At 73.3% G+C, this 20,186-nt stretch carries 19 protein-coding genes; 10 read left to right on the top strand and 9 right to left on the bottom strand.

Annotation, left to right across the window (positions count from 1 at the left end):
• Nucleotides 1–28 precede the first annotated feature (28 nt).
• The 3 genes from ABLM29_RS18310 to ABLM29_RS18300 form a co-directional block, all read right to left on the bottom strand.
• Entirely contained in the window at nt 29–1,372 is a 1,344-nt protein-coding gene (locus tag ABLM29_RS18310) for an NAD-dependent succinate-semialdehyde dehydrogenase (RefSeq protein WP_349715922.1), read from the bottom strand.
• A gap of 171 nt (nt 1,373–1,543) precedes the next feature.
• Nucleotides 1,544–1,861 carry an STAS domain-containing protein gene (locus ABLM29_RS18305; RefSeq protein ID WP_349715921.1) on the bottom strand — a complete coding sequence of 106 codons (318 nt, stop codon included), beginning with the start codon at nt 1,859–1,861 and terminating at the stop codon, nt 1,544–1,546.
• The gene (locus tag ABLM29_RS18300; RefSeq protein ID WP_349715920.1) at nt 1,858–2,355 is read right to left on the bottom strand and encodes an ATP-binding protein; all 498 of its coding nucleotides are present in this window, start codon (nt 2,353–2,355) and stop codon (nt 1,858–1,860) included. Before ABLM29_RS18300 ends, ABLM29_RS18305 begins: the two co-directional genes overlap by 4 nt.
• Before the next feature lie 248 nt (nt 2,356–2,603).
• Between ABLM29_RS18300 and ABLM29_RS18295 the strand changes: the two genes are divergently transcribed.
• The 8 genes from ABLM29_RS18295 (at nt 2,604) to ABLM29_RS18260 (ending at nt 11,408) form a co-directional block, all read left to right on the top strand.
• Nucleotides 2,604–3,902, top strand: coding sequence for a PP2C family protein-serine/threonine phosphatase (locus tag ABLM29_RS18295; protein WP_349715919.1), 1,299 nt, complete (start codon nt 2,604–2,606; stop codon nt 3,900–3,902).
• Complete coding sequence (locus ABLM29_RS18290) at nt 3,899–5,545, top strand: sensor histidine kinase (protein WP_349715917.1); 1,647 nt, start codon at nt 3,899–3,901, stop codon at nt 5,543–5,545. The genes ABLM29_RS18295 and ABLM29_RS18290 overlap by 4 nt, the downstream gene beginning before the upstream one ends.
• Nucleotides 5,542–5,985 carry a response regulator gene (locus ABLM29_RS18285; protein WP_349715915.1) on the top strand — a complete coding sequence of 148 codons (444 nt, stop codon included), beginning with the start codon at nt 5,542–5,544 and terminating at the stop codon, nt 5,983–5,985. Before ABLM29_RS18290 ends, ABLM29_RS18285 begins: the two co-directional genes overlap by 4 nt.
• A 24-nt stretch (nt 5,986–6,009) precedes the next feature.
• Complete coding sequence (locus ABLM29_RS18280) at nt 6,010–6,528, top strand: YpsA SLOG family protein (RefSeq protein ID WP_349715913.1); 519 nt, start codon at nt 6,010–6,012, stop codon at nt 6,526–6,528.
• Between the two features lie 74 nt (nt 6,529–6,602).
• Nucleotides 6,603–8,990, top strand: a complete 2,388-nt coding sequence (ppsA, locus tag ABLM29_RS18275) for a phosphoenolpyruvate synthase (RefSeq protein WP_349715912.1) — start codon at nt 6,603–6,605, stop codon at nt 8,988–8,990.
• The gene (locus ABLM29_RS18270) at nt 8,987–9,694 is read left to right on the top strand and encodes a DUF4386 domain-containing protein (RefSeq protein WP_349715911.1); all 708 of its coding nucleotides are present in this window, start codon (nt 8,987–8,989) and stop codon (nt 9,692–9,694) included. Before ppsA ends, ABLM29_RS18270 begins: the two co-directional genes overlap by 4 nt.
• Nucleotides 9,695–9,727: 33 nt before the next feature.
• On the top strand, nt 9,728–10,654 hold the full coding sequence (locus ABLM29_RS18265; protein ID WP_349715910.1) for an ABC transporter ATP-binding protein: 927 nt from the start codon (nt 9,728–9,730) through the stop codon (nt 10,652–10,654).
• Nucleotides 10,655–10,658: 4 nt separating this feature from the next.
• Entirely contained in the window at nt 10,659–11,408 is a 750-nt protein-coding gene (locus ABLM29_RS18260; RefSeq protein WP_349715908.1) for an ABC transporter permease, read from the top strand.
• 56 nt (nt 11,409–11,464) lie between these two features.
• Here the strand turns inward: ABLM29_RS18260 and ABLM29_RS18255 are convergent, their stop codons facing one another.
• The 4 genes from ABLM29_RS18255 to ABLM29_RS18240 all read right to left on the bottom strand — a co-directional run bounded on the left by ABLM29_RS18255 (nt 11,465) and on the right by ABLM29_RS18240 (nt 14,583).
• Nucleotides 11,465–12,898, bottom strand: a complete 1,434-nt coding sequence (locus ABLM29_RS18255; protein ID WP_349715907.1) for an MBL fold metallo-hydrolase RNA specificity domain-containing protein — start codon at nt 12,896–12,898, stop codon at nt 11,465–11,467.
• Nucleotides 12,895–13,314, bottom strand: coding sequence for a pyridoxamine 5'-phosphate oxidase family protein (locus ABLM29_RS18250; RefSeq protein ID WP_349715906.1), 420 nt, complete (start codon nt 13,312–13,314; stop codon nt 12,895–12,897). The genes ABLM29_RS18255 and ABLM29_RS18250 overlap by 4 nt, the downstream gene beginning before the upstream one ends.
• 137 nt (nt 13,315–13,451) lie before the next feature.
• A complete protein-coding gene (locus ABLM29_RS18245; protein ID WP_349715905.1) occupies nt 13,452–14,204 on the bottom strand; it encodes a helix-turn-helix transcriptional regulator in 753 nt (250 codons plus the stop codon).
• Between the two features lie 52 nt (nt 14,205–14,256).
• Nucleotides 14,257–14,583, bottom strand: coding sequence for a putative quinol monooxygenase (locus ABLM29_RS18240; protein WP_349715903.1), 327 nt, complete (start codon nt 14,581–14,583; stop codon nt 14,257–14,259).
• Between the two features lie 192 nt (nt 14,584–14,775).
• Here ABLM29_RS18240 and ABLM29_RS18235 point away from each other — a divergent pair, with 192 nt between their 5' ends.
• Nucleotides 14,776–15,924 (top strand): acetate/propionate family kinase, encoded by a 1,149-nt coding sequence (locus ABLM29_RS18235; protein ID WP_349715902.1) that lies wholly within the window; start codon nt 14,776–14,778, stop codon nt 15,922–15,924.
• 80 nt (nt 15,925–16,004) lie between these two features.
• On the opposite strand, the gene ABLM29_RS18230 is transcribed toward ABLM29_RS18235, so the two are convergent.
• Nucleotides 16,005–18,428 (bottom strand): phosphoketolase family protein, encoded by a 2,424-nt coding sequence (locus ABLM29_RS18230; protein ID WP_349715901.1) that lies wholly within the window; start codon nt 18,426–18,428, stop codon nt 16,005–16,007.
• A gap of 91 nt (nt 18,429–18,519) precedes the next feature.
• A complete protein-coding gene (locus ABLM29_RS18225; protein ID WP_349715900.1) occupies nt 18,520–18,921 on the bottom strand; it encodes a DUF302 domain-containing protein in 402 nt (133 codons plus the stop codon).
• A 143-nt stretch (nt 18,922–19,064) separates the two neighbouring features.
• On the opposite strand from ABLM29_RS18225, the gene ABLM29_RS18220 reads away from it, so the two are divergent.
• Nucleotides 19,065–20,006 carry a DUF5995 family protein gene (locus tag ABLM29_RS18220; RefSeq protein WP_349715899.1) on the top strand — a complete coding sequence of 314 codons (942 nt, stop codon included), beginning with the start codon at nt 19,065–19,067 and terminating at the stop codon, nt 20,004–20,006.
• Nucleotides 20,007–20,186 lie beyond the last annotated feature (180 nt).

Genomic DNA, 20,186 nt, shown 5'->3' with positions numbered 1-20,186 from the left:
GCCGGCCGCGTCAGCCGGTGCGCCGCGGTCAGCCCGCGGTGCGGATCAGCTTCTTGTTGACGAACTCCTCGATGCCGAAGCGGCCGAGCTCCCGGCCGAAGCCGGAGCGCTTGACACCGCCGAAGGGCAGCTCGGCCGCGTCCAGGCCGACGCCGTTGACGTAGACCATGCCGGCCTCGATCTGGTCGGCGACCCGCTGGGCCTGCTCGGCGTCGTCGGAGAAGACGTAGGAGCCGAGGCCGTAGGGGGTGTCGTTGGCGATCCGGACCGCATCGTCCTCGTCCGCCGCGCGGAAGACCATCGCGACCGGGCCGAACAGCTCCTGGTAGTAGGCCGGGTTCTCCGGCGTGACGCCGGAGAGCACCGCGCTCGGGTAGAACGCACCGGTGGGCTCGCCCGCGCGGGTGATCGTGGCGCCGCCGGCGACGGCAGCGTCGACCTGGCTGGCCAGGTTCTTGGCGGCGGTCTCGGAGGAGAGCGGGGTGGCCGGGTTGGCGGCGAGCAGCGCGTCGGTGAACTTGCCGACGAACTCGTCGTACAGGTCGTCGACGATGACGAAGCGCTTGCCGGCGTTGCAGACCTGGCCGGTGTTGTCGGTCCGCGCGAACACCGCCGCCTCCACGACGGCGTCGAGGTCCTTGGAACCGAGCACCAGGAACGGGTCCGAGCCGCCGAGCTCCAGCACGACCTTCTTCAGGTGGCGGCCGGCGATCTCTGCGACGGCGGCGCCGGCCCGCTCGGAGCCGGTCAGGGAGACGCCCTGCACCCGCGGGTCCGCGATGATGCCCTCGATCTGGTCGACGGCCGCGTAGACGTTGACGTAGGCGCCCTCGGGGAAGCCGGCGTCGACGAAGATCTGCTGCAGCAGCTCGGCGCTGCGCGGGCACTGCGGGGCGTGCTTGAGCAGCACGGTGTTGCCGGTGGCCAGGTTCGGCGCGGCGAACCGGGCCACCTGGTAGGCCGGGAAGTTCCACGGCATGATCCCCAGCAGTACGCCGACCGGCGACTTGCGGATCATCGCGGTGCCCTCGCCCTCGCCGAGCGGGATCTCCTCGTCGGCGAGGAACTGCTCGGCGTTGTCGGCGTAGTACTCGAAGATCGAGGCGGAGAAGTCGACCTCGCCCTCGGCGTCGGCCAGCGGCTTGCCCATCTCCTCGACCATCGCGGTGGCGAGCTCGGCGCTGCGCTCGCGGTGCAGCTCGGCCACGCGGCGCAGGCCGGCGGCGCGGTCGGCCACGGTCGAGACCCGGCCCCAGGTCCGGTACGCCGCGGAGGCGGCGTCCAGCGCGGCCGCGATGTCGGCGTCGGTGGCGCCGGGGTAGGTCTGGCCCAGCACGCCGGTGGCGGGGTTCAGCACGGCGAAGTCGGTCATTCGGGTCCTCCAGGTCTGGTCCGTCGGGGGGATATCGCTAGGGCGCCGCCGATCATCAGAAACCCGAGGTCCAGACCGGCCAACGCTGCGGAAGTCGTTGTGATGCGCTCTTAAGACGACGATACCCGCACATTGACCGCCCGCGCTGAGAGCCCGCCAGACGGCGCCGGATCAGCCGGCTGCCACCGGCTCCGACCAGGCCTCGCCGAGCCCGGTGACGTCGAGCACCCGCTGCACGCGCGCCGAGCGCCCGGCCACCAGGAACGGACGGCCCGCCGAGCGGCAGGCGCGGTCGAGCTCCACGAGGGCGCCGATCCCGAGCGAGTCGAGGAAGTCGACGGCGGTCATGTCGAGCACCAGCGCGTGGCCGTCGGCGAGCGCAGCCCGTCCGGCGTCCACCAGGTCCTGACGGCTCACCAGGTCGACCGCCCCGACCAGGGTCAGGGTCGCGGTCCGCTCGGCGTCGGTACGGGTGATCGTCAGGTTCATGCTGTTCCTTCTCTCTCGTGGGCCCGGTCCTGGGCCCTCTCGGGGGTGCCGGCCCGGTCCGGCTCCTGCGGCTCCGGGCCGACGGCGCCGCGCGCCTCCAGCCGGAACCAGACGGTCTTTCCGTTCTGCTGAGGGCGTTGCTCCACGCCCCAGTCCTGGGCGATCCGCTGGACGATGCCGAGGCCACGGCCGCCGTGGTCGCCGACCGGCACGTCGCGGCGGGCCGGCAGGGGCATCGCCGCGCCGCCGTCGCGGACGGCGACGGTGAGTCCGTCCTCGTCGGCGGCGATCGTCAGGTTGAGCGCCGGGGCGCCGTGGAGGACCGCGTTGCTGACCAGCTCGGAGGTGAGCAGCTCGGCGTCCTGGACCAGCCACCGCGGCAGCGCGGCGCCGGCCTCACGCACCGTGCGGCGCGCCTGCGCCACCGACTCCGGCACGAACGGCAGCTCGACCACCGTCCCGCGCCCGTCCGGAGCCCCACCGTGGGAGTCCACCGAGCTCACCTCGGCCCACCTCGCATCCCGTCGCATGTCCCCGGCGCGGTACGCGCCGCCATCGACGGAGTACCTGCCCAGCAGGTCGGCGGTTCACACCCACGATCTCGAAACAGCTCCGTGATCGCCGACACGAGAGCGGGGACGTCCCGCGAAACAGGTAGTTGACCAGTCACTGTGTACTGTGCGGCGAGATGCCGTGCCACCCGCACGGATCAGCAGCGGCCGTGCCGCGGACGGGGGAGGAAGTGCTGTCTGAGGATCGTTCCGGGGCCGGCTCCCCCAGCCCGGCCGGCGCCGTCGCGCCGGCCGCGCCGGCCGCCCCCGCGAGCATCGCGCCGGCGCCACGGCGGCCGACCACGACCGTGCCCGCGACGGCCCCGGAGCCGCTGCCGGTCGTCCTCCTCGTCGAGGACGACCCGGGCGACGCGCTGCTCGTCGAGGAGCTGGTCGCCGACTGCACGCCCGGGATGACGCTGCACTGGACGCGCTCGATGGCGGACACGCTCGCGTGGCTGCGGGACAACCGCGCCGACTGCGTGCTGCTCGACCTGCACCTGCCCGACGCCCACGACCTCGACACGCTCGCGGCGATCCGCGAGTGGTCCGACGGCGTCGCAGTCGTCGTCCTGACCGGCCTCGCCGAGGAGGCCACCGGCCTCGAGGCCGTCACCGCCGGCGCCCAGGACTACCTGGTCAAGGGCCGGGTCGACGCCGAGTGGCTCGGGCGCGCGGTGCGCTACGCCATCCAGCGCAAGCAGGCCGAGCACGCGGCGGTCGCCCTCCAGGCCAGCGAGCTGCAGGCGCAGGAGAACGTGCGGCTGGAGCGCGGCCTGCTCCCCACGCCCCTGGTGCACCGGTCCGGCGGCCTCGAGGTGGTCAACCGCTACCACCCGGGCCGCGCGCAGGCGCTGCTGGGCGGCGACTTCTACGACGTCGTGCAGTCACCGGACGGCACCGCGGAGGTGCTCATCGGCGACGTCTCGGGGCACGGTCCCGACGAGGCCGCCCTCGGGGTCGCGCTGCGCATCGCCTGGCGCACCCTGGTGCTCAGCGGTGTCGAGGGCAGCGAGCGGCTGCGGCGGCTGGACCAGATGCTCGACGCCGAGCGGCCGCAGGACCACATCTTCGCGACCCTCACCTCGCTGACGCTGCACCCCGACCGGCGGCGCGTCGACGTGATGCGGGCCGGCCATCCCGGGATGATGGTCCGCACCGGCGACCACGTCGAGTGGCTGGAGGTCCCCGGCGGTCCCGCGCTCGGCATCCTGCCCGACGCGGACTGGCCGCACCACGAGCTGGTGCTGCCCGACGGCGACTGGGGCCTCGTGCTCTTCACCGACGGCCTCTTCGAGGGCCGCATCGACCCCGACGGGCACCGGCTGGGCGAGGAGGGCCTGCTGGCGGAGGCCCGGCGGCTCGGCGCGGAGGCGCCCGACCCCTTCGTCGACACGCTGATCGCCCGCGCGCAGGCCCTGGCCGAGGAGTTCGGCGGGATCGACGACGACGTGGCCGTGGTCCACGTCGGCTGGAGTGATGACGCATGACCGGCCCGGAGACCGACGGACCGACCCGCACGCGCGGCATCGCCCGGATCACCGTGCAGGGCTGGTTCTCCATGGTCCTCGCGGTGATGCTGGTGATCGTCGCCGTCGGCGTCGTGATCGGCGCCGAGCAGCTGGAGCGCACCGTCACGGCGTCGAACCGGCTGAGCCAGCGGATCGAGCCCGCCCGCGTCGAGGCCTACCGCCTCCGCACCGCGCTGCTGGACCAGGAGACCGGCGAACGCGGTTACGCGCTGACCGGCGACGTCGACTTCCTGACGCCGTACTCCGACGGGCTGCAGGAGCAGCAGCTGGCGACCGCCAACCTCCGGCGCCTGCTGCGCGACGAGGACGAGCTGCTCGCCGACATCGACCGGATCGAGGCGGCGGCCGAGCGCTGGCGCCTCGACTACGCCGACCCGACCATCGCCGCGGTCACCCCGGGCGAGCCGAAGAGGCTGGACCGCGCGGCGGCCGACGAGGCCAAGGCGGCGTTCGACGAGATCCGCACCCTGTTCGACGAGCAGGACGCCGACCTGCTCACGGCGCGCGACGAGAGCAGGGAGGACCTGCTCGCGGCCCGGGCGCACCGCAACTGGGTCCTCGGCAGCATGATCGTCGCCTTCTTCGCTGCCGGCCTCCTGATGACGATCCTGGTCCTGGCGCTGGTGACGCGCCCGCTGTCCAGGCTGCGGGCCTCGTCGCGGCGGGTCGCCGAGGGCGACTTCACGCACTCGATCACCCCGTCCGGCCCCGAGGACATCCGGGCCGTGGGCCGCGACGTCGAGCAGATGCGCCAGCGCATCGTGCGCGACCTCGAGGCCTCCCGCGAGCAGGAGCGGCGGCTCGCCGAGCAGGCCGCGGGCCTCGACGCCCAGGCGGACGAGCTGCGCCGTTCCAACGTCGAGCTCGAGCAGTTCGCCTACGTGGCGTCCCACGACCTGCAGGAGCCGCTGCGCAAGGTCGCCTCGTTCTGCCAGCTCCTGGAGAAGCGGTACGGCGGGCAGCTGGACGAGCGCGGGCAGCAGTACATCGACTTCGCGGTCGACGGAGCGAAGCGGATGCAGGTCCTGATCACGGACCTGCTCACCTTCTCCCGGGTCGGGCGCGTCAACGACATCAGCACGGCCTTCGACCTCGACGAGCCCCTCGACGGTGCCCTGGCCAACCTTGCCTCGGCGATCGAGGACTCCGGGGTCCGCATCGAGCGCCCGGACGACCTCCCGGTCATCCTCGGCGACCCGACCCTGTTCACCATGGTCTGGCAGAACCTGGTCAGCAACGCCATCAAGTTCCGCCACCCCGACCGCCCGCCGGTGGTCACGATCACCTGCGAGCCGAACCCCGGTGCGGGCGCGGACTCCTGGCTGGTCACCGTGACCGACAACGGGATCGGCATCCCGTCGGAGTTCGCGGAGAAGGTCTTCGTGATCTTCCAGCGGCTGCACAGCCGCGACACGTACGCGGGCACCGGCATCGGGCTCTCGCTGTGCCGCAAGATCGTGGAGTACCACGGCGGCCGGATCTGGATCGACACCGCGCACGAGGGCGGCACCCGCATCTGCTTCACCCTCTCGGCGGAGGCCACCGCGATCCGCGCGGACGTGCTGGCCGCCACCACCACCCTGGAAGGAAGAACCGCATGAGCCCGGCTGCCCAGCCCATCGAGGTCCTGCTCGTCGAGGACGACGCCGGCGACGAGCTGATGACGCGGGAGGCGTTCGAGGACAACAAGATCGCCAACAACCTGCACGTCGTCCGCGACGGCGAGGAGGCGCTGGACTTCCTCTTCCGCCGCGGGGAGCACGCGTCGGCGCCGCGACCGGACCTGATCCTGCTCGACCTCAACCTGCCGAAGTACGACGGCCGGGAGGTGCTGCAGGTCGTCAAGTCCGACGCCGAGCTCGCGTCGATCCCGGTGGTCGTCCTGACCACCTCCTCCGCGGAGGAGGACATCCTGCGCAGCTACAAGCTGCACGCCAACGCCTACGTGACCAAGCCGGTCGACCTGGACCAGTTCATCGCGGCGGTGCGCCAGATCGACGAGTTCTTCGTGACCGTGGTGCGGCTCCCCGGTCGCGCCTGAGCCGAACGGGGTCGGGGGCTCGCGATGGACGGAGAGCAGCGGATCCCCCGGATCGCCCGCGTCGTCTCCGGCGGCCAGACCGGCGCAGACCGGGCCGCCCTCGACGCCGCGATCGCCGCCGGGCTCCCCTACGGCGGGTGGTGCCCGGCCGGCGGGTGGGCCGAGGACCTGACCGAGCCGCCGGGCGTGCTGGCCCGCTACCCGGCCCTGCGCGCAGCGGACTCGGCCGACCCCTCGGCGCGGACCCTGCTCAACGTCCGGGACAGCCACGCCACGCTGATCGTGCGCGGCGCGGACGCCGCCTCCCCCGGCACCGACCTCACCCTGCGCGCGGCCGGACGCCTGCGCCGCCCGTGCCTGGTCACCCCGGGCGGGACCGGCACGCTCGCCCAGATCGACGCCTGGCTCGCGGCGGTCGGAGACGGCCTGACCCTCAACGTCGCGGGCCCGCGGGAGAGCCAGCAGCCGGGCGTGTACCGGACCACCCGGGAGCTGCTCGCGGTGCTGCTCGACTCCGGGCCCGCGTCGGCACCGTCGGACTAGACCAGCCCAAGGTCCCCCGGGCACCGGCCGGACGACCGTGGTGGCGCGCGGCCGTCCGGCGGGACGCTGGGAGCGTGAGCAACACCGACCTCGTCCTGGACTTCTCCTCCGTGAGCATGGCCGACGTCGCCCTGGTCGGCGGCAAGAACGCCTCGCTCGGCGAGATGTACCAGCACCTGACCGACGCCGGGGTGCGGATCCCCGGAGGCTTCGCGATCACCGCGGCGGCGTACCGGCACGTGCTGGACGAGGCCAAGGCGTGGACGGCGCTGGAGGAGACCTTCGACGGCCTCGACCCCGATGACGTCACCGACCTCTCCCACCGCGCCGCCCGCGCCCGCCGCATCGTCTACGACGCCGGCCTGCCCGACGACCTCCGCGACCAGGTGCTGGCCGGCTACCGCGACCTGCGCGAGCGGTACGGCGACGATGTCCGCCTCGCGGTCCGCAGCAGCGCCACCGCCGAGGACCTGCCCGAGGCCAGCTTCGCCGGCCAGCACGACTCCTACCTCGACGTCGCCGGCGAGGACGGCCTGCTCGAGGCCGTGCGGAGGTGCTTCGCCAGCATCTTCACCGACCGCGGCGTCCACTACCGCCACCGCCACGGCTTCGACCAGCTCTCCGTCGCGCTCTCGGTCGGCGTGATGAAGATGGTCCGCTCCGACCTCGCCTCCTCGGGCGTCATGTTCACGCTCGACACCGAGTCGGGGTTCCGGGACGTCGTCTTCCTCACCGCCTCCTGGGGCCTGGGCGAGAACGTGGTCCAGGGCGCGGTGGACCCCGACGAGTTCTACGTGCACAAGCCGACCTACGAGCAGGGCTACCGCGCCGTGCTGCGCCGCCGGCGGGGCGAGAAGGCGATCCGGATGGTCGCGGCCGGGGCGTCGGGCACGCGCAACGAGCCGACACCCGAGGCCGACCAGCGGCGCTACTGCCTCAGCGACGACGAGGTGCTGGAGCTGGCCGGCGCGGCGATCGCGATCGAGCGGCGCTACGGCCGGCCGATGGACATCGAGTGGGCCAAGGACGGCCTGGACGGCGCCACCTACATCGTTCAGGCCCGACCCGAGACGGCGACGTCCCAGTCCGCGACCACGCTGCGGCGCTTCGTCGTCGACGGCTCGGCCGAGGTGCTGACCGCGGGCCGCGCCGTCGGCGACAAGGTCGGCACCGGCCGGGTCCGGGTGATCGCGGACCCCACCCACCTCGCGGAGTTCCAGCCCGGCGAGATCCTCGTCGCGACCACCACGACGCCCGACTGGGAGCCGGTGATGAAGACCGCGGCGGCCGTCGTCACCGACCGCGGCGGGCGCACCTGTCACGCCGCGATCGTCGCCCGCGAGCTCGGCCTGCCGGCGGTGGTCGGGGCCGACGGCGCGACCACCGCGCTGGCCGACGGGGCGGAGGTGACCGTCTCCTGCGCCGAGGGCGAGACCGGCCGCGTCTACGCCGGCGCGGTGCCGTTCCACGTGGACGAGGTCGACCTCTCCGACCTGCCCCGGCCCCGGACCCGGCTGATGGTCAATCTCGGCAACCCCGCGCTGGCCTTCCACACCGCGCAGGTCCCCAACGACGGCGTCGGCCTGGCCCGGATGGAGTTCATCATCAGCGAGGCGATCAAGGTCCACCCGCTGGCGCTGCTGCACCCCGAGCGGGTCACCGCCCCCGGCGACCGGACCCGGATCGCGACCATCCTGCGCGACCACGCCGACGGGGCGTCGTACTTCGTCGAGCGGCTGGCCGAGGGGATCGGCACCATCGCCGCCGCGTTCCACCCGAAGCCGGTGGTGGTGCGGATGTCGGACTTCAAGACCAACGAGTACGCGAGCCTGGTCGGCGGCGCCGCGTTCGAGCCGGCCGAGGAGAACCCGATGCTCGGGTTCCGCGGCGCGTCGCGCTACGCCCACCCGGCGTACGAGGAGGGGTTCGCCCTGGAGTGCCGGGCGATGCGCCGGGTCCGCGAGGAGATGGGCCTGACCAACGTCGTGATCATGCTGCCGTTCGTGCGGCGGCTGGACGAGGCCGACCTGGTGCTGGCGCGGATGGCCGAGCTCGGCCTGGAGCGCGGGAAGGACGGCCTCGAGGTCTACGCGATGTGCGAGATCCCCAACAACGTGGTGCTGGTCGACGAGTTCGCGCAGCGCTTCGACGGCCTCTCGATCGGCTCCAACGACCTCACCCAGCTCACCCTCGGCGTGGACCGCGACAGCGCCGCCGTGGCCTTTGACTACGACGAGCGCGACCCGGGCGTGAAGAAGATGATCCGGCTCGCCGTCGAGGGCTGCCGCCGCAACGGGATCCACTCCGGCCTCTGCGGGCAGGCGCCGTCGGACTACCCCGACATGGCCGAGTTCCTGGTCGAGCTGGGGATCGACTCGATGAGCCTCAACCCCGACAGCGTGCTGCGCACGACGCAGACGGTGCTGGCGGCCGAGGCGCGGCTCGCCGGGCCCGGCACGTGACCCGACGGTGGCGCCGCGACCGCCTGGCGCGGGTCACCGGCGCTCTCTACCTGGGCTTCATCCTCGCCTCCCTGGCCGGCGACCTGCTCGGGCACGTCGGCCCCAGCGGCGGCGACGCGGCCCTGCGGTCGGTGACCGAGCACCCCGACCGGTTCCGGCTCGGCCTCCTGGCCGCCTTCGTCTCGGCGCTGCTGTTCCTGCTCGCGGCGTGGGGCCTCTACCTGCTGCTGAGGCCGGTCGACGACGGCCTCGCGCTGCTCTTCCTGCTGCTCAACGCGGTCGGCGTCGCGGTGCAGAGCGCCAGCATGCTCGCGCTGCTGGGCGCGCTGTCGCTGACCGACGGCGCCTCCCTGCAGGCGATCACCGCCGGGCAGGCCGAGGAGGCCGCCGCGCTCGCGATCGACGTCTACGCGGCCGGCTTCGCCACGGCGCAGATCTTCTTCGGCACCTGGCTCTTCCCCCTCGGCTACCTGGTCTACCGCTCCGGCCTCCTCCCCCGCGTCCTCGGCCTCCTGCTGCTGCTGGACGGCGTCGGCATCCTGGTCTGGTTCGCGCAGGCCCTGGTGCTCCCCGAGCACGACGCGCTCTCCTACCCCGGGCTGGCGGTCAGCCTCGTCGCCGAGGTCGGGCTGGCGCTGTGGCTGCTCCTCCGTGGGGTCCCGCGGGAGGCCGAGGTCGGCGGGCAGGGGGACCTCCGGCCCTGACTCCCGCACCGGCGCCCGCGCGACCCTGGAGGCATGGCGGCGGCGGTCACGGTGGAGGCCCTGCGGAAGGCGTACGGCGCGAAGGTCGCCGTCGCCGACGTCTCGCTCCGGGTCGAGGAGGGCGAGATCTTCGGCCTGCTGGGACCCAACGGGTCGGGCAAGACCACGACCGTGGAGTGCGTGCAGGGCCTGCGCCGCGCGGACGCGGGCCGGGTCGACGTGTTCGGCCTCGACGCCGTGCACGACGCCGCCCACGTCCGCCGGATCGTGGGCAGCCAGCTCCAGGAGTCGGCGCTACCGGACCGGCTGCGGGTGGCCGAGGCGCTGCAGCTCTTCTCCACGTTCCAGCCCGGCGGGCCGCCGTGGCAGGAGCTCCTCGAGGAGTGGGGCCTCGCCGACCGTCGCAACACCGCGTTCGGCGACCTCTCCGGCGGGCAGCGGCAGCGACTCTTCGTCGCGCTGGCCCTGGTGGCCAACCCCCGGCTCGTGGTCCTCGACGAGATGACGACCGGCCTGGACCCGGCGGCGCGCCGGGTCGCCTGGGAGCTGGTCGAGGCGGTGCGCGACCGGGGCACCACCGTGCTGATGGTCACGCACTTCATGGACGAGGCCGAACGCCTCTGCGACCGGGTCGCCGTCCTGGTCTCGGGCCGCATCGTCGCGCGTGGGACGCCCGCGGAGCTGGTCGCCGGGGTCGGCGGCCGGCACGTCGCCCGGTTCACCGCGCCGACGGCGACGGACCTGGGGTTCCTGCGCGCGATCCCGGACGTCGACGAGGTCCGCACCGGTGCCGGCGGCGACGTCGCCGTCACGGGCTCCGGCCCGGTCGTCGCCCGGGTCGGGCACGCGCTGGTCTCCCGGGGGCTGGAGCCCGAGGACCTCCGGGCCGACGGCAGCACGCTGGAGGACGCCTACCTGGCGCTGACCGAGCCCGGCGGGCGAGCACGGGAAGGCGGCTGACCTCGTGCGTGCGTTCGTCGCGATGACCCGGGTGGAGTTCAGGCTCTTCCTGCGTGAGCCGCTCACCGTGATGTTCGTGCTCGTCCTCCCCCTGGTGATCCTGTACGTGCTCAACGGCGTCTTCGGCAGCACCCCGGACCCCACGGTGTGGGAGGGCCTGTCGCCCATCGACTTCTACACCTCGGCCTACGTCGCGCTGGTGGCGGCGACCGCGGGCGTGCTGTCGCTGCCCGTGCACCTCGCGGGCTACCGCGAGAAGGGCGTGCTGCGCCGGTTCCGCGCCTCGGCGGTCTCCCCCGCGGCGCTGGTCGGGGCCCACATCGCGGTGACCGCCGTGATGGCCACCGCCGGTGGGGTGCTGGTCGTCGTCGTCTCCGCGATCGTGTACGACGCCACGCTGCCGGCCTCCTGGCTGGGCGTCGTGGCGGCGAGCCTGCTGGTCTCGGTCGGCTTCGCGGCCGCCGGCGTCGTCCTGGGCTTCGTGCTGCCCACCGCCCGGGCCGCCCAGGGGCTGGGGGTCCTCCTCTTCTTCGTGTTCATGATGCTGGGCGGTGCCGGCCCGCCCCGTGAGGTGCTGCCCGGGACCCTGGACGCGCTCGCCGGCTGGATCCCCGTCACCCACGCCGCCGCGCTGCTCCGGTCGCCCTGGGTCGACGGCGGCTGGGACCTCGGCGCGACCCTCGTCCTCGCCCTCCTGACCGCGGCCTGCCTGGCGCTCACCGGGTGGCTGGTCCGGCACGCCTACGCCGACTGAGCCGGCGCGCCCCGGGCGGCCGGGCGGCCAGGCGGCCGGGCGGCCGGGCGGCCGGGTCAGTCGAGCCGGACCCTCTCCCCCAGCCGCGGCACCACCGCCATCACCCCGAGGTCGCGCTCGATCCGCTCGGCCAGGTCCCGGGACGACTGGGCCTCGCCGTGGACCACGTAGGCCACCTCGGGCGGCGTGGGCGCGGAGTCGATCCACCCCACCAGCTCGTCGGCGTCGGCGTGGACGGAGAAGCTGACGTCGGTGACCACCTCGGCCCGGACCGGCACGTAGTGGCCGTGGATCTTGACCCGCTTCGCACCTTCGGCGAGGTCCCGGCCGCGCGTCCCGATCGCCTGGTAGCCGGTGAGCACCACACAGTTGTCGGGGTCGGGCAGCTGGTGGGCCAGGTGGTGGATCACGCGGCCGCCCGTGGCCATGCCGGAGGCGGAGATGACGATGCACGGCATCGTCGGCCGGTTCAGCCGGATCGAGTCGTCGGCGTCGTGGACGCCGCGCACGTGCATGCCGTCGATCGCCTCCTGCAGCCGCCGGGCCTCCGGCCGCAGCTGCGGCGAGCCGCGGTCCACGGCGTGCCGGTAGACGTCGAGCGCGGCGAGCGCCATCGGGCTGTCGACGTACACGGGGACCTGGGGGATCTCGCCGGCGCTCATCAGGTCGTAGAGCTCCAGCAGCACGAGCTCGGTGCGGTCGACGGCGAACGCCGGGATCAGCACGGAGCCGCCGCGGCGCACGGTCCGCCGGATCGCGTCGGCCAGCGCGTCGCCGCGCCGCTCCGGGTGGGCGCGACCGCCGTAGGTCGACTCGATGACGACGGCACCGACCTCCGGCAGCGGGGCGGGCGGCACCAGCAGCGGGTGGGCCGGGCGGCCGAGGTCCCCGCTGAAGGCGGCGCGGGCACCGTCGACCTCGATCTCCACCGTGGACGAGCCGAGGATGTGCCCGGCGGGGCGCAGCACCGCCCGGGCACCGGCACCGAGGTCGACCGGCTCCCCGAAGCCGACCGGGGCGAACAGCCGCAGGGTCCGCTCGACGTCGGCGGTGTCGTAGAGCGGCAGCGCGGGGTGGTGGCGGCTGAACCCGGCCTCGTTCGCGTAGCGCGCGTCCTCCTCCTGCAGGTGCGCGGAGTCGCGCAGCACGATCGAGGCCAGCGCCGCCGTCTCCGGGCTGCACACCACCGGGCCCGCGAAGCCCTCCTTGACCAGCCGCGGCAGGTAGCCGCAGTGGTCCAGGTGCGCGTGGGTCAGCACCACGGCCGCCAGCGCGGCGGCGGGGATCTCCGACGGCGCCCAGTTGCGGCGGCGCAGCTCCCGCAGGCCCTGGTAGAGCCCCGCGTCGACCATGAACCGGACGTCGTCGGTCTCCAGGAGGAACCGGCTTCCGGTGACCGTGCCGGCCGCGCCGAGGAAGGTCAGCGTCGGGCTGCGCCGGGTGGCACCGGCCGCGCTGCCGGTGCCACCGTGGCCGCCCTCGGTGTTCATGCCGAGAGCAGCCGCCTCCCGGTCAGCTCCTGGATCTCCAGGAGCACCACGAGGGTGCGCTTGCCCTCGGCCCACGGCAGCAGCCGCTCGGCGGCCGGGTGGTCGGCGGCCTCCACCCACCGCGCGTGGCCGCGCGCCAGCACGCTCCAGCCCGACTGGTTGTAGGTCTCGTAGTCGTCGATCTCGAACGAGGCCGGCGTCGACTGCAGGTGGTGGGCGATGTTGGAGTTCGGCCCGAGCCGGAGCAGGAGGGCGTCGCCCTCCATCGTGTAGTTGACCGGCACGACCACCGGCGCACGCCCGTCGCCCACGCTGTAGGCGACCCGGCCCACCTCCTGGGTGGCCAGGAGCTCGCGACAGTCCTCCTCGGGGATCTCCTTGATGTGGCTGGGGAACCATCGCTCCGGCTCGGTCATCACGACTCCTCGTCTGGTGCTGTCGTCGGGTTCTCGCGTCTGCTGCTCCTGCGTGGATCCACCCTCCACCCACCCGGGCGCCACGCCAAGGGGCAGTCCACCGCCGGTCGGGGGACCAAGGTCCCGCGGCCGACGGCTCACGGTCGGAAGCTGGCGCGATACTCGCTCGGCGTGCGCCCGGTCAGGTCCCGGAACGCCGCGTTGAACGCCGACAGCGACGTGTACCCGACCCGGTGCGCGACGGCGGTGACGGTCGCCTCCCCCGCGGCGAGCTCCTCGATCGCCCGCAGCACCCGCATCCGGCGCAGCACCGCGCTCCAGGTCGCGCCGGTCTCCTCCTGGAACCGGCGCGCCAGCGACCGGGGCGCCAGCCCGACCTCCCGGGCGACCTCCTCGAACGAGAGGTCCTCGCCCAGCCGCTCCCCGGTGACGGCCAGCGCGCGACGCAGCTCGGCGGACCTGCCGGCCGGGACGGTGACCGGGCTCGGGTCCTCCGCCGACCGCCACGCGACCGCGGCCAGCGCCGCGAAGATGCTGCGGGCGTACGCCGGCAGCGGCTCGGGCGCGTCCGGCCACTGCACGCACTCGGTGACCAGCGCCCGCGCGAGCGGGCTGAGGTCGAGCACGGTGACCGGCGCGGGCGGCGGCGGGGCGAAGTCGACGGCGAAGAGCACCGACGAGGTGGTGACCGGCTGCGGGATGGTCACCCGGATCGGCTCCCCTGCGGCGATGAGCGCGGCGCGGGCCGGTGGCAGCACGGCGACCCGGTCGCGGGTCTCCAGCCGCAGCGCGCCCCGCGCCGCGCACAGCAGGTAGTGCCGGTCCACGCGCAGCTCGGCGGCCGGGGCGGGGGCGAAGTCGCGCGCGAACGCGAACGCCTCGCGGGTCACCGGCCGCCTCGCGCGCTTGCACGCCGCCTGGCTCGCACGCCAGGAGCCTAGGTCACGCGTCCGCGCCGGCGGGGAGTCCGCAGACCGTCTCGGCCTGCTCGGCCCGGAACCGCCGGCTGACGGGAGGAGCGGCGAGCAGGGGCGCGAGCACGGTGCCGGACCGGGCGAACGCGTCCGAGGCGAGGTAGCCGTCGAACGAGGTCTCGTCGGCCCACTCGTGGACCACCGCGACTGCGCCGTCGTCCTCCCGGACGGCGTAGGCGCGGAAGTCGAGGTTGCCGGGCAGGGCACGGATCTCCGCGCGCTCGCGGTCGAGCTGGGCGAGCACCGCGGGTCGGTCGGCGGCGCTGGACCGCAGGTCGAGCAGGGCGATGAACATGGTGTCTCCTCGGGATGGGACCGGGGCTCCGGTCGTCTCCCCCGATGCTCGTCCGCGGCGGTGCCGTCCGGCTCGCGCCGGTCGGACACGTCCGCGCTGCCAGCGGACACTCTCCGGTGGTTGAGGTGCGAGGCCGCCCGCGGCCGAGCCTCGAAACCACCGGCGATGCTCAGAAGTGGCTAGCGTGGCGTCATGGCGCAGCCCTCACTGGTCCTGGTGCTCAACGCCGGCTCGTCCACGCTCAAGTACCAGGTGCTCCATCCGGACTCCGGCGAGTCGCTGCTGCGCGGCGTCGTGGAGCGGATCGGCGAGGACGACGACGTGCCCGACCACGGCGCCGCGCTCGGCGTCATGCAGGCGGCGCTCGAGGAGCGCGGGATCGGCGCCGACGACCTGCTGGTGGTCGGCCACCGGGTGGTGCACGGCGGTCCCCGGCTCAGCCAGCCGACGGTGATCGACGACCTCACGCTGGCCGAGATCGAGATCCAGGCCCGGCTGGCGCCGCTGCACAACCCTCCGGCCGCGGCCGGCATCCACAGCGCCCGCCACCACTTCGCGGACGTGCCCCAGGTGGCGGTCTTCGACACCGGGTTCTTCGCCGACCTGCCGGCCGCCGCCGCGACGTACGCCATCGACGCCGCCCTCGCCGGGCGTGAGGGGATCCGGCGCTACGGCTTCCACGGGATCAGCCACGAGTACGTCGCCTCGGCGGTCGCCGAGTTCCTCGACCGGCCGATCGGGGACCTGGACCAGATCGTGCTGCACCTGGGCAACGGCGCGTCGGCGTCGGCGATCCGCGGCGGGCGGCCCGTAGAGACCTCGATGGGGCTCACCCCGCTGGAGGGCCTGGTGATGGGCACCCGCGCCGGCGACCTCGACCCGGGCGTCCTGCTGCACCTGCTGCGGCACGGCAACCTCGACGTCGACGCCCTCGAGGACCTGCTGCACCACCGGTCGGGACTGAAGGGGCTGGCCGGCCACGGCGACTTCCGCGACCTCCACCGCGCCATCGACGACGGCGACGACGCGGCCCTCGCGGCGCTCCGGGTCTACTGCCACCGCCTGCGCAAGTACGTCGGCGCCTACCTCGCGGTACTCGGCGGGGCCGACGTGATCACCTTCACCGCCGGCGTCGGCGAGCACGACGACCGGGTCCGAGCGGACGCGCTCGCCGGGCTGGAGCGGCTCGGCATCGTGCTCGACCCCGAGCGCAACCACGCGACGACCAGGGGCGCGCGGCGGATCAGCGCCGACGACTCGCCGATCACGGTCCTCGTCATCCCCACGAACGAGGAGCTCTCCATCGCCCGCCAGGCCGCGGCGCTCCTCACCACGCCCTAGCCGCGAGTCGGCAGAAGCTTTCTGCCGACTCGCGCTCCAGCGCAGTCAGCTTCTGCCGACTCGCGCTCGGCCCATCGAACTCAGAAGTCGGCGCTCGTCATCGCGGAGGCGCTCACCGAGGGCGAGTGCTCCTCGTCGATCTCCTCGCCGCCGGACTCCCAGCGCCAGTCGCGCACCTCGGGCAGGTCGTCGCCGTGCTCGCGGGTCCACTGCCGCGCCCGACGCCGGGTGTCGACCATCTCCTGGCGCAGCGACGCCGCGCGCGAGCGCAGCCCGGGCGTGCGGTCGATGACGTCCATGACCAGGTGGTACCGGTCCATGTCGTTCATCATCACCATGTCGAAGGGCGTCGTCGTGGTGCCCTCCTCCTTGTAGCCGCGCACGTGGAGGTACTCGTTGTTGGCCCGGCGGTAGGTCAGGCGGTGGATCAGCCACGGGTAGCCGTGGTACGCGAAGACCACCGGGATGTCGACCCCGAACAGGTTGTCGTAGTCGCGGTGCGGCAGGCCGTGCGGGTGCTCGGTCTCGTCCTGGAGCCGCATCAGGTCGACGATGTTGACGACCCGGATCCGCAGCTCCGGCAGCCGCTCGCGGAGGATCTTGACCGCGGCCAGCGTCTCCAGCGTCGGCACGTCGCCCGCGCAGGCCATCACCACGTCGGGCCGGCCCTCGTCGTTGGAGGCGAACTCCCAGATCCCGGCGCCGCGGGCGCAGTGCAGGTCGGCCTCGTCCCCGGTGAGCCAGTCGAACGACGGCTGCTTGCCGGAGACCACCACGTTGACGTAGTGCTGGCTCTCCAGGCAGTGCTGCATCGTCGAGAGCAGGGTGTTGGCGTCCGGCGGGAGGTAGACCCGCACCACCTCGGCACGCTTGTTCACCACGTGGTCGATGAAGCCGGGGTCCTGGTGGGAGAAGCCGTTGTGGTCCTGCCGCCACACGTGCGAGGAGAGCAGGTAGTTCAGGCTCGGGATCCGCGGACGCCATGCCATGTCGCGCGTCGTCTTCAGCCACTTGGCGTGCTGGTTGAACATCGCGTCGATGATGTGGATGAACGCCTCGTAGCAGCTGAACAGCCCGTGCCGGCCGGTCAGCGTGTAGCCCTCGACCCAGCCCTGGCAGGTGTGCTCGGAGAGGATCTCCACCACCCGCCCGGAGCGGGCCAGGTGCTCGTCGGTCTCGACGATGTCGCCGGCGAAGACCTTGTCGGTGACCGCGTAGACCGGGTTGAGCCGGTTCGACGCCGTCTCGTCCGGCCCGAAGATCCGGAAGTTGGTCGGGTTCTCCCTGACCACGTGCACCAGGTAGTCGCCCAGCACCCGGGTCGGCTCGTGGATCGTCGCCCCCGGGGACGGTACGTCGACGGCGTGCTGCCGGAAGTCGTCCATCTTCAGCGGCTTGGTGAGCAGCCCGCCGTTGGCGTGCGGGTTGTCGCTCATCCGGCGGTGCCCGACCGGCGAGAGCGCCTGCAGCTCCTCGATCAGCACGCCGTCGTCGTCGAAGAGCTCCTCGGCCTGGTACGAGCGCAGCCACTCCTCGAGCTGGCCGCGGTGATCGGCGTTGTCGCGGGTGCCGGCGAGCGGCACCTGGTGGGCCCGCCAGGTGCCCTCCACCGGCACGCCGTCGACGACCTTGGGCCCGGTCCAGCCCTTCGGCGTGACCATCAGGATCATCGGCCAGGGCCGACGCTCGGTGTCGCCGTCCTCGCGGGCGGCGCGCCAGATCTCGCTGATCTTGTCGTGCGCGGTGTCCATCGCCGCGGCCATCTGCTGGTGCACGTCCATCGGGTCCTCGCCCTCGACGGTGAGCACCTCGTGGCCGTAGCCGCGCAGCAGGCTGACCAGCTCGTCGCGGTGGATCCGGGCCGGGACGGTCGGGTTGGCGATCTTGTAGCCGTTGAGGTGGAGGATCGGCAGCACGGCGCCGTCGTGCACGGGGTCGACGAACTTGTTGGCGTGCCAGGAGGCGGCCAGCGGGCCGGTCTCGAACTCACCGTCGCCGACCACCGCGGCGACCACGAGGTCGGGGTTGTCCATGGCGGCGCCGTACGCGTGGGAGAGGACGTAGCCGAGCTCGCCGCCCTCGTGGATCGATCCGGGCGTCTCCGGGGCCACGTGGCTGGGGATGCCGCCGGGGAAGGAGAACTGCCGGAACAGCGCCTTCATCCCGGCCTTGTCGTAGGAGATCCGCGGGTACAGCTCGCTGTAGGTGCCCTCCAGCCAGGCGCAGGCCACGGCCGCCGGGCCGCCGTGGCCGGGGCCGGCCAGGAAGATCGCGTTGACGTCCCGCGCGCGGATCAGCCGGTTCAGGTGGGTGTAGACGAGGTTGAGCCCGGGGGTGGTGCCCCAGTGCCCGAGCAGCCGGGGCTTGATGTCCTCGGCCGTCAGCCGGCGCTCCAGCATCGGGTTGTCCAGCAGGTAGATCTGCCCCACCGAGAGGTAGTTCGCGGCCCGCCACCAGGCGTGCAGCGCGGCGAGCTCGGCGTCGGTCAGCGATGTCTCGGTCATGGGGGCTCCCACGGTCTCGGCTGCGGAGCCTCCAACGTGCCAGATCGACCGAGGGGCCGCTACCCCGTCGGGGGGCTGTTCGCCTGCCGGTTCAGTCGCCGTCGCCGAGCGCGGCGAACGCGGCGGTCAGCCGCTCCTTGGCGTCGTCGGCCACCTTCGTCAGCGCGCTGCTCTCTGCCAGGCCCATCATCGCCTGCGGGTCGAACGCCTCGACCTCGGTCGAGCCCGGGCCGAGCGAGCGGACCACCACGTTGCACGGCAGCACCGCGGCGATCGACGGCTCGGCCTGGATCGCCTCGTAGGCCAAGGGCGGGCGGCAGGCGCCCAGGATCACCTGGGGCGGCAGGTCGACGCCGAGCTTGGCCTTGAGGGTGGCCGCCAGGTCGATCTCGGTGAGCACCCCGAACCCCTGGTCGGCCAGCACGGCGCGCACGGCGTCGACCGTGTCGGCGTACGGCTTCTCGACCGTGGTGGCGATCGTGTACGTGCTCATCGGGTGCTCCCGTCGTCGGCGGCTGTCGCGGTGCTGCGAGCGTAACCAACCTGGGGTACGGGCGTTGACCGGGCGGACACCGGTGCGGGGGCGGCCCCGCGTCTCGGTCGGTGACCGGCAGCTCACCGACCGAGAGGGAACCCATGGCCGCGCGCCGCTCGCTCCGCACCCGGATCGCCACGTCGATCGCCACCGCCGCGGTCGCCTGCGGCGCCGTGCTGTGCGCGGTGGCACCGGCCACGGCCGACACCGACCCGGTCCCGGAGATCAGCGATCCGCTGCCCGCGGTCGAGGTGACCCGGGAGTGCCGGGGGGTGGTGGACCTCGGGGCCAGGAAGCGCAAGCGCCTGGTCCGGCTGACCGCCCCGTCCCGGCTGGACGGGCTCCGGCCGATCCGGGCCCTGCGGCGCGGCGAGCGGATCATGGCCCGGGTCGCCCCGGTCCTGCTCGCCGCGGAGGACCGCCGCGGCATCTTCGCGCTCTTCTACAACAACATCCTGGGCAAGGCGGTGCCGGCGCTGGGGGCGGGCAGCGCGGACCGCTACGACGACCTCGGCTGGTCGCGCCTGGTCAGCATCACCTTCTTCCGGCCCTACCTGGAGGGCCTGCACGCGAGCCTGGCCGGGACGGCGATCCCGGTGAACTGGCGGCCCTACTACCGGATGGCCGCGGACTGCTCCGTGCGGCCCGGCCGGGTGGCGATGGCCGGCCTGGACGCCCACCTGATCCTCGACTTCCCGGTCGCGATCGCCGAGAGCGGCGCGACGCAGGCGAACTTCGACGACTACTACGCGATCGGCGAGCTGCTGCAGGACGCCACCCTCGACATCGGCGAGGACCTGCGGCTGATCTACGGGGCCGACCTGACCGAGTTCTTCCACCTCTGGTTCCTCGGGGACGCCCTGGACGCCGTCGTCGGCTCCGGCGTGACCACGACCCTGCTGTTCCAGGGGATCCGCACGGTCGCGTTCACCTACGGCCTCGGCCTGGGCGAGCACGCGCTGCTGACGCGGGTGGCGATGAAGGGCACGTACGTGGCGGCCGAGACGGTATCCGACGCCCTGGCCTGCGCCGAGATCATCTGAGCCGCGGGGCGCGGGTCGTGTTCATCTGAGCCACGGGGCGCGGGTCGTGTGCCTGAGAACCCCTTGTTGCGATGTGTTGTGTCTCGGGACATCGCGGACACATATGTCTCAAGACATCGCGGACACTTTCCTACCGCGGGGGTTGGCTGACTGGTAGCCCGCTCGTGATTTCAGGTCGAA

Source organism: Nocardioides sp. YIM 152588 (assembly GCF_040191335.1).
Classification (GTDB): Bacteria; Actinomycetota; Actinomycetes; order Propionibacteriales; family Nocardioidaceae; genus Nocardioides.
This window is presented reverse-complemented; position numbering and strand designations above follow the sequence as displayed.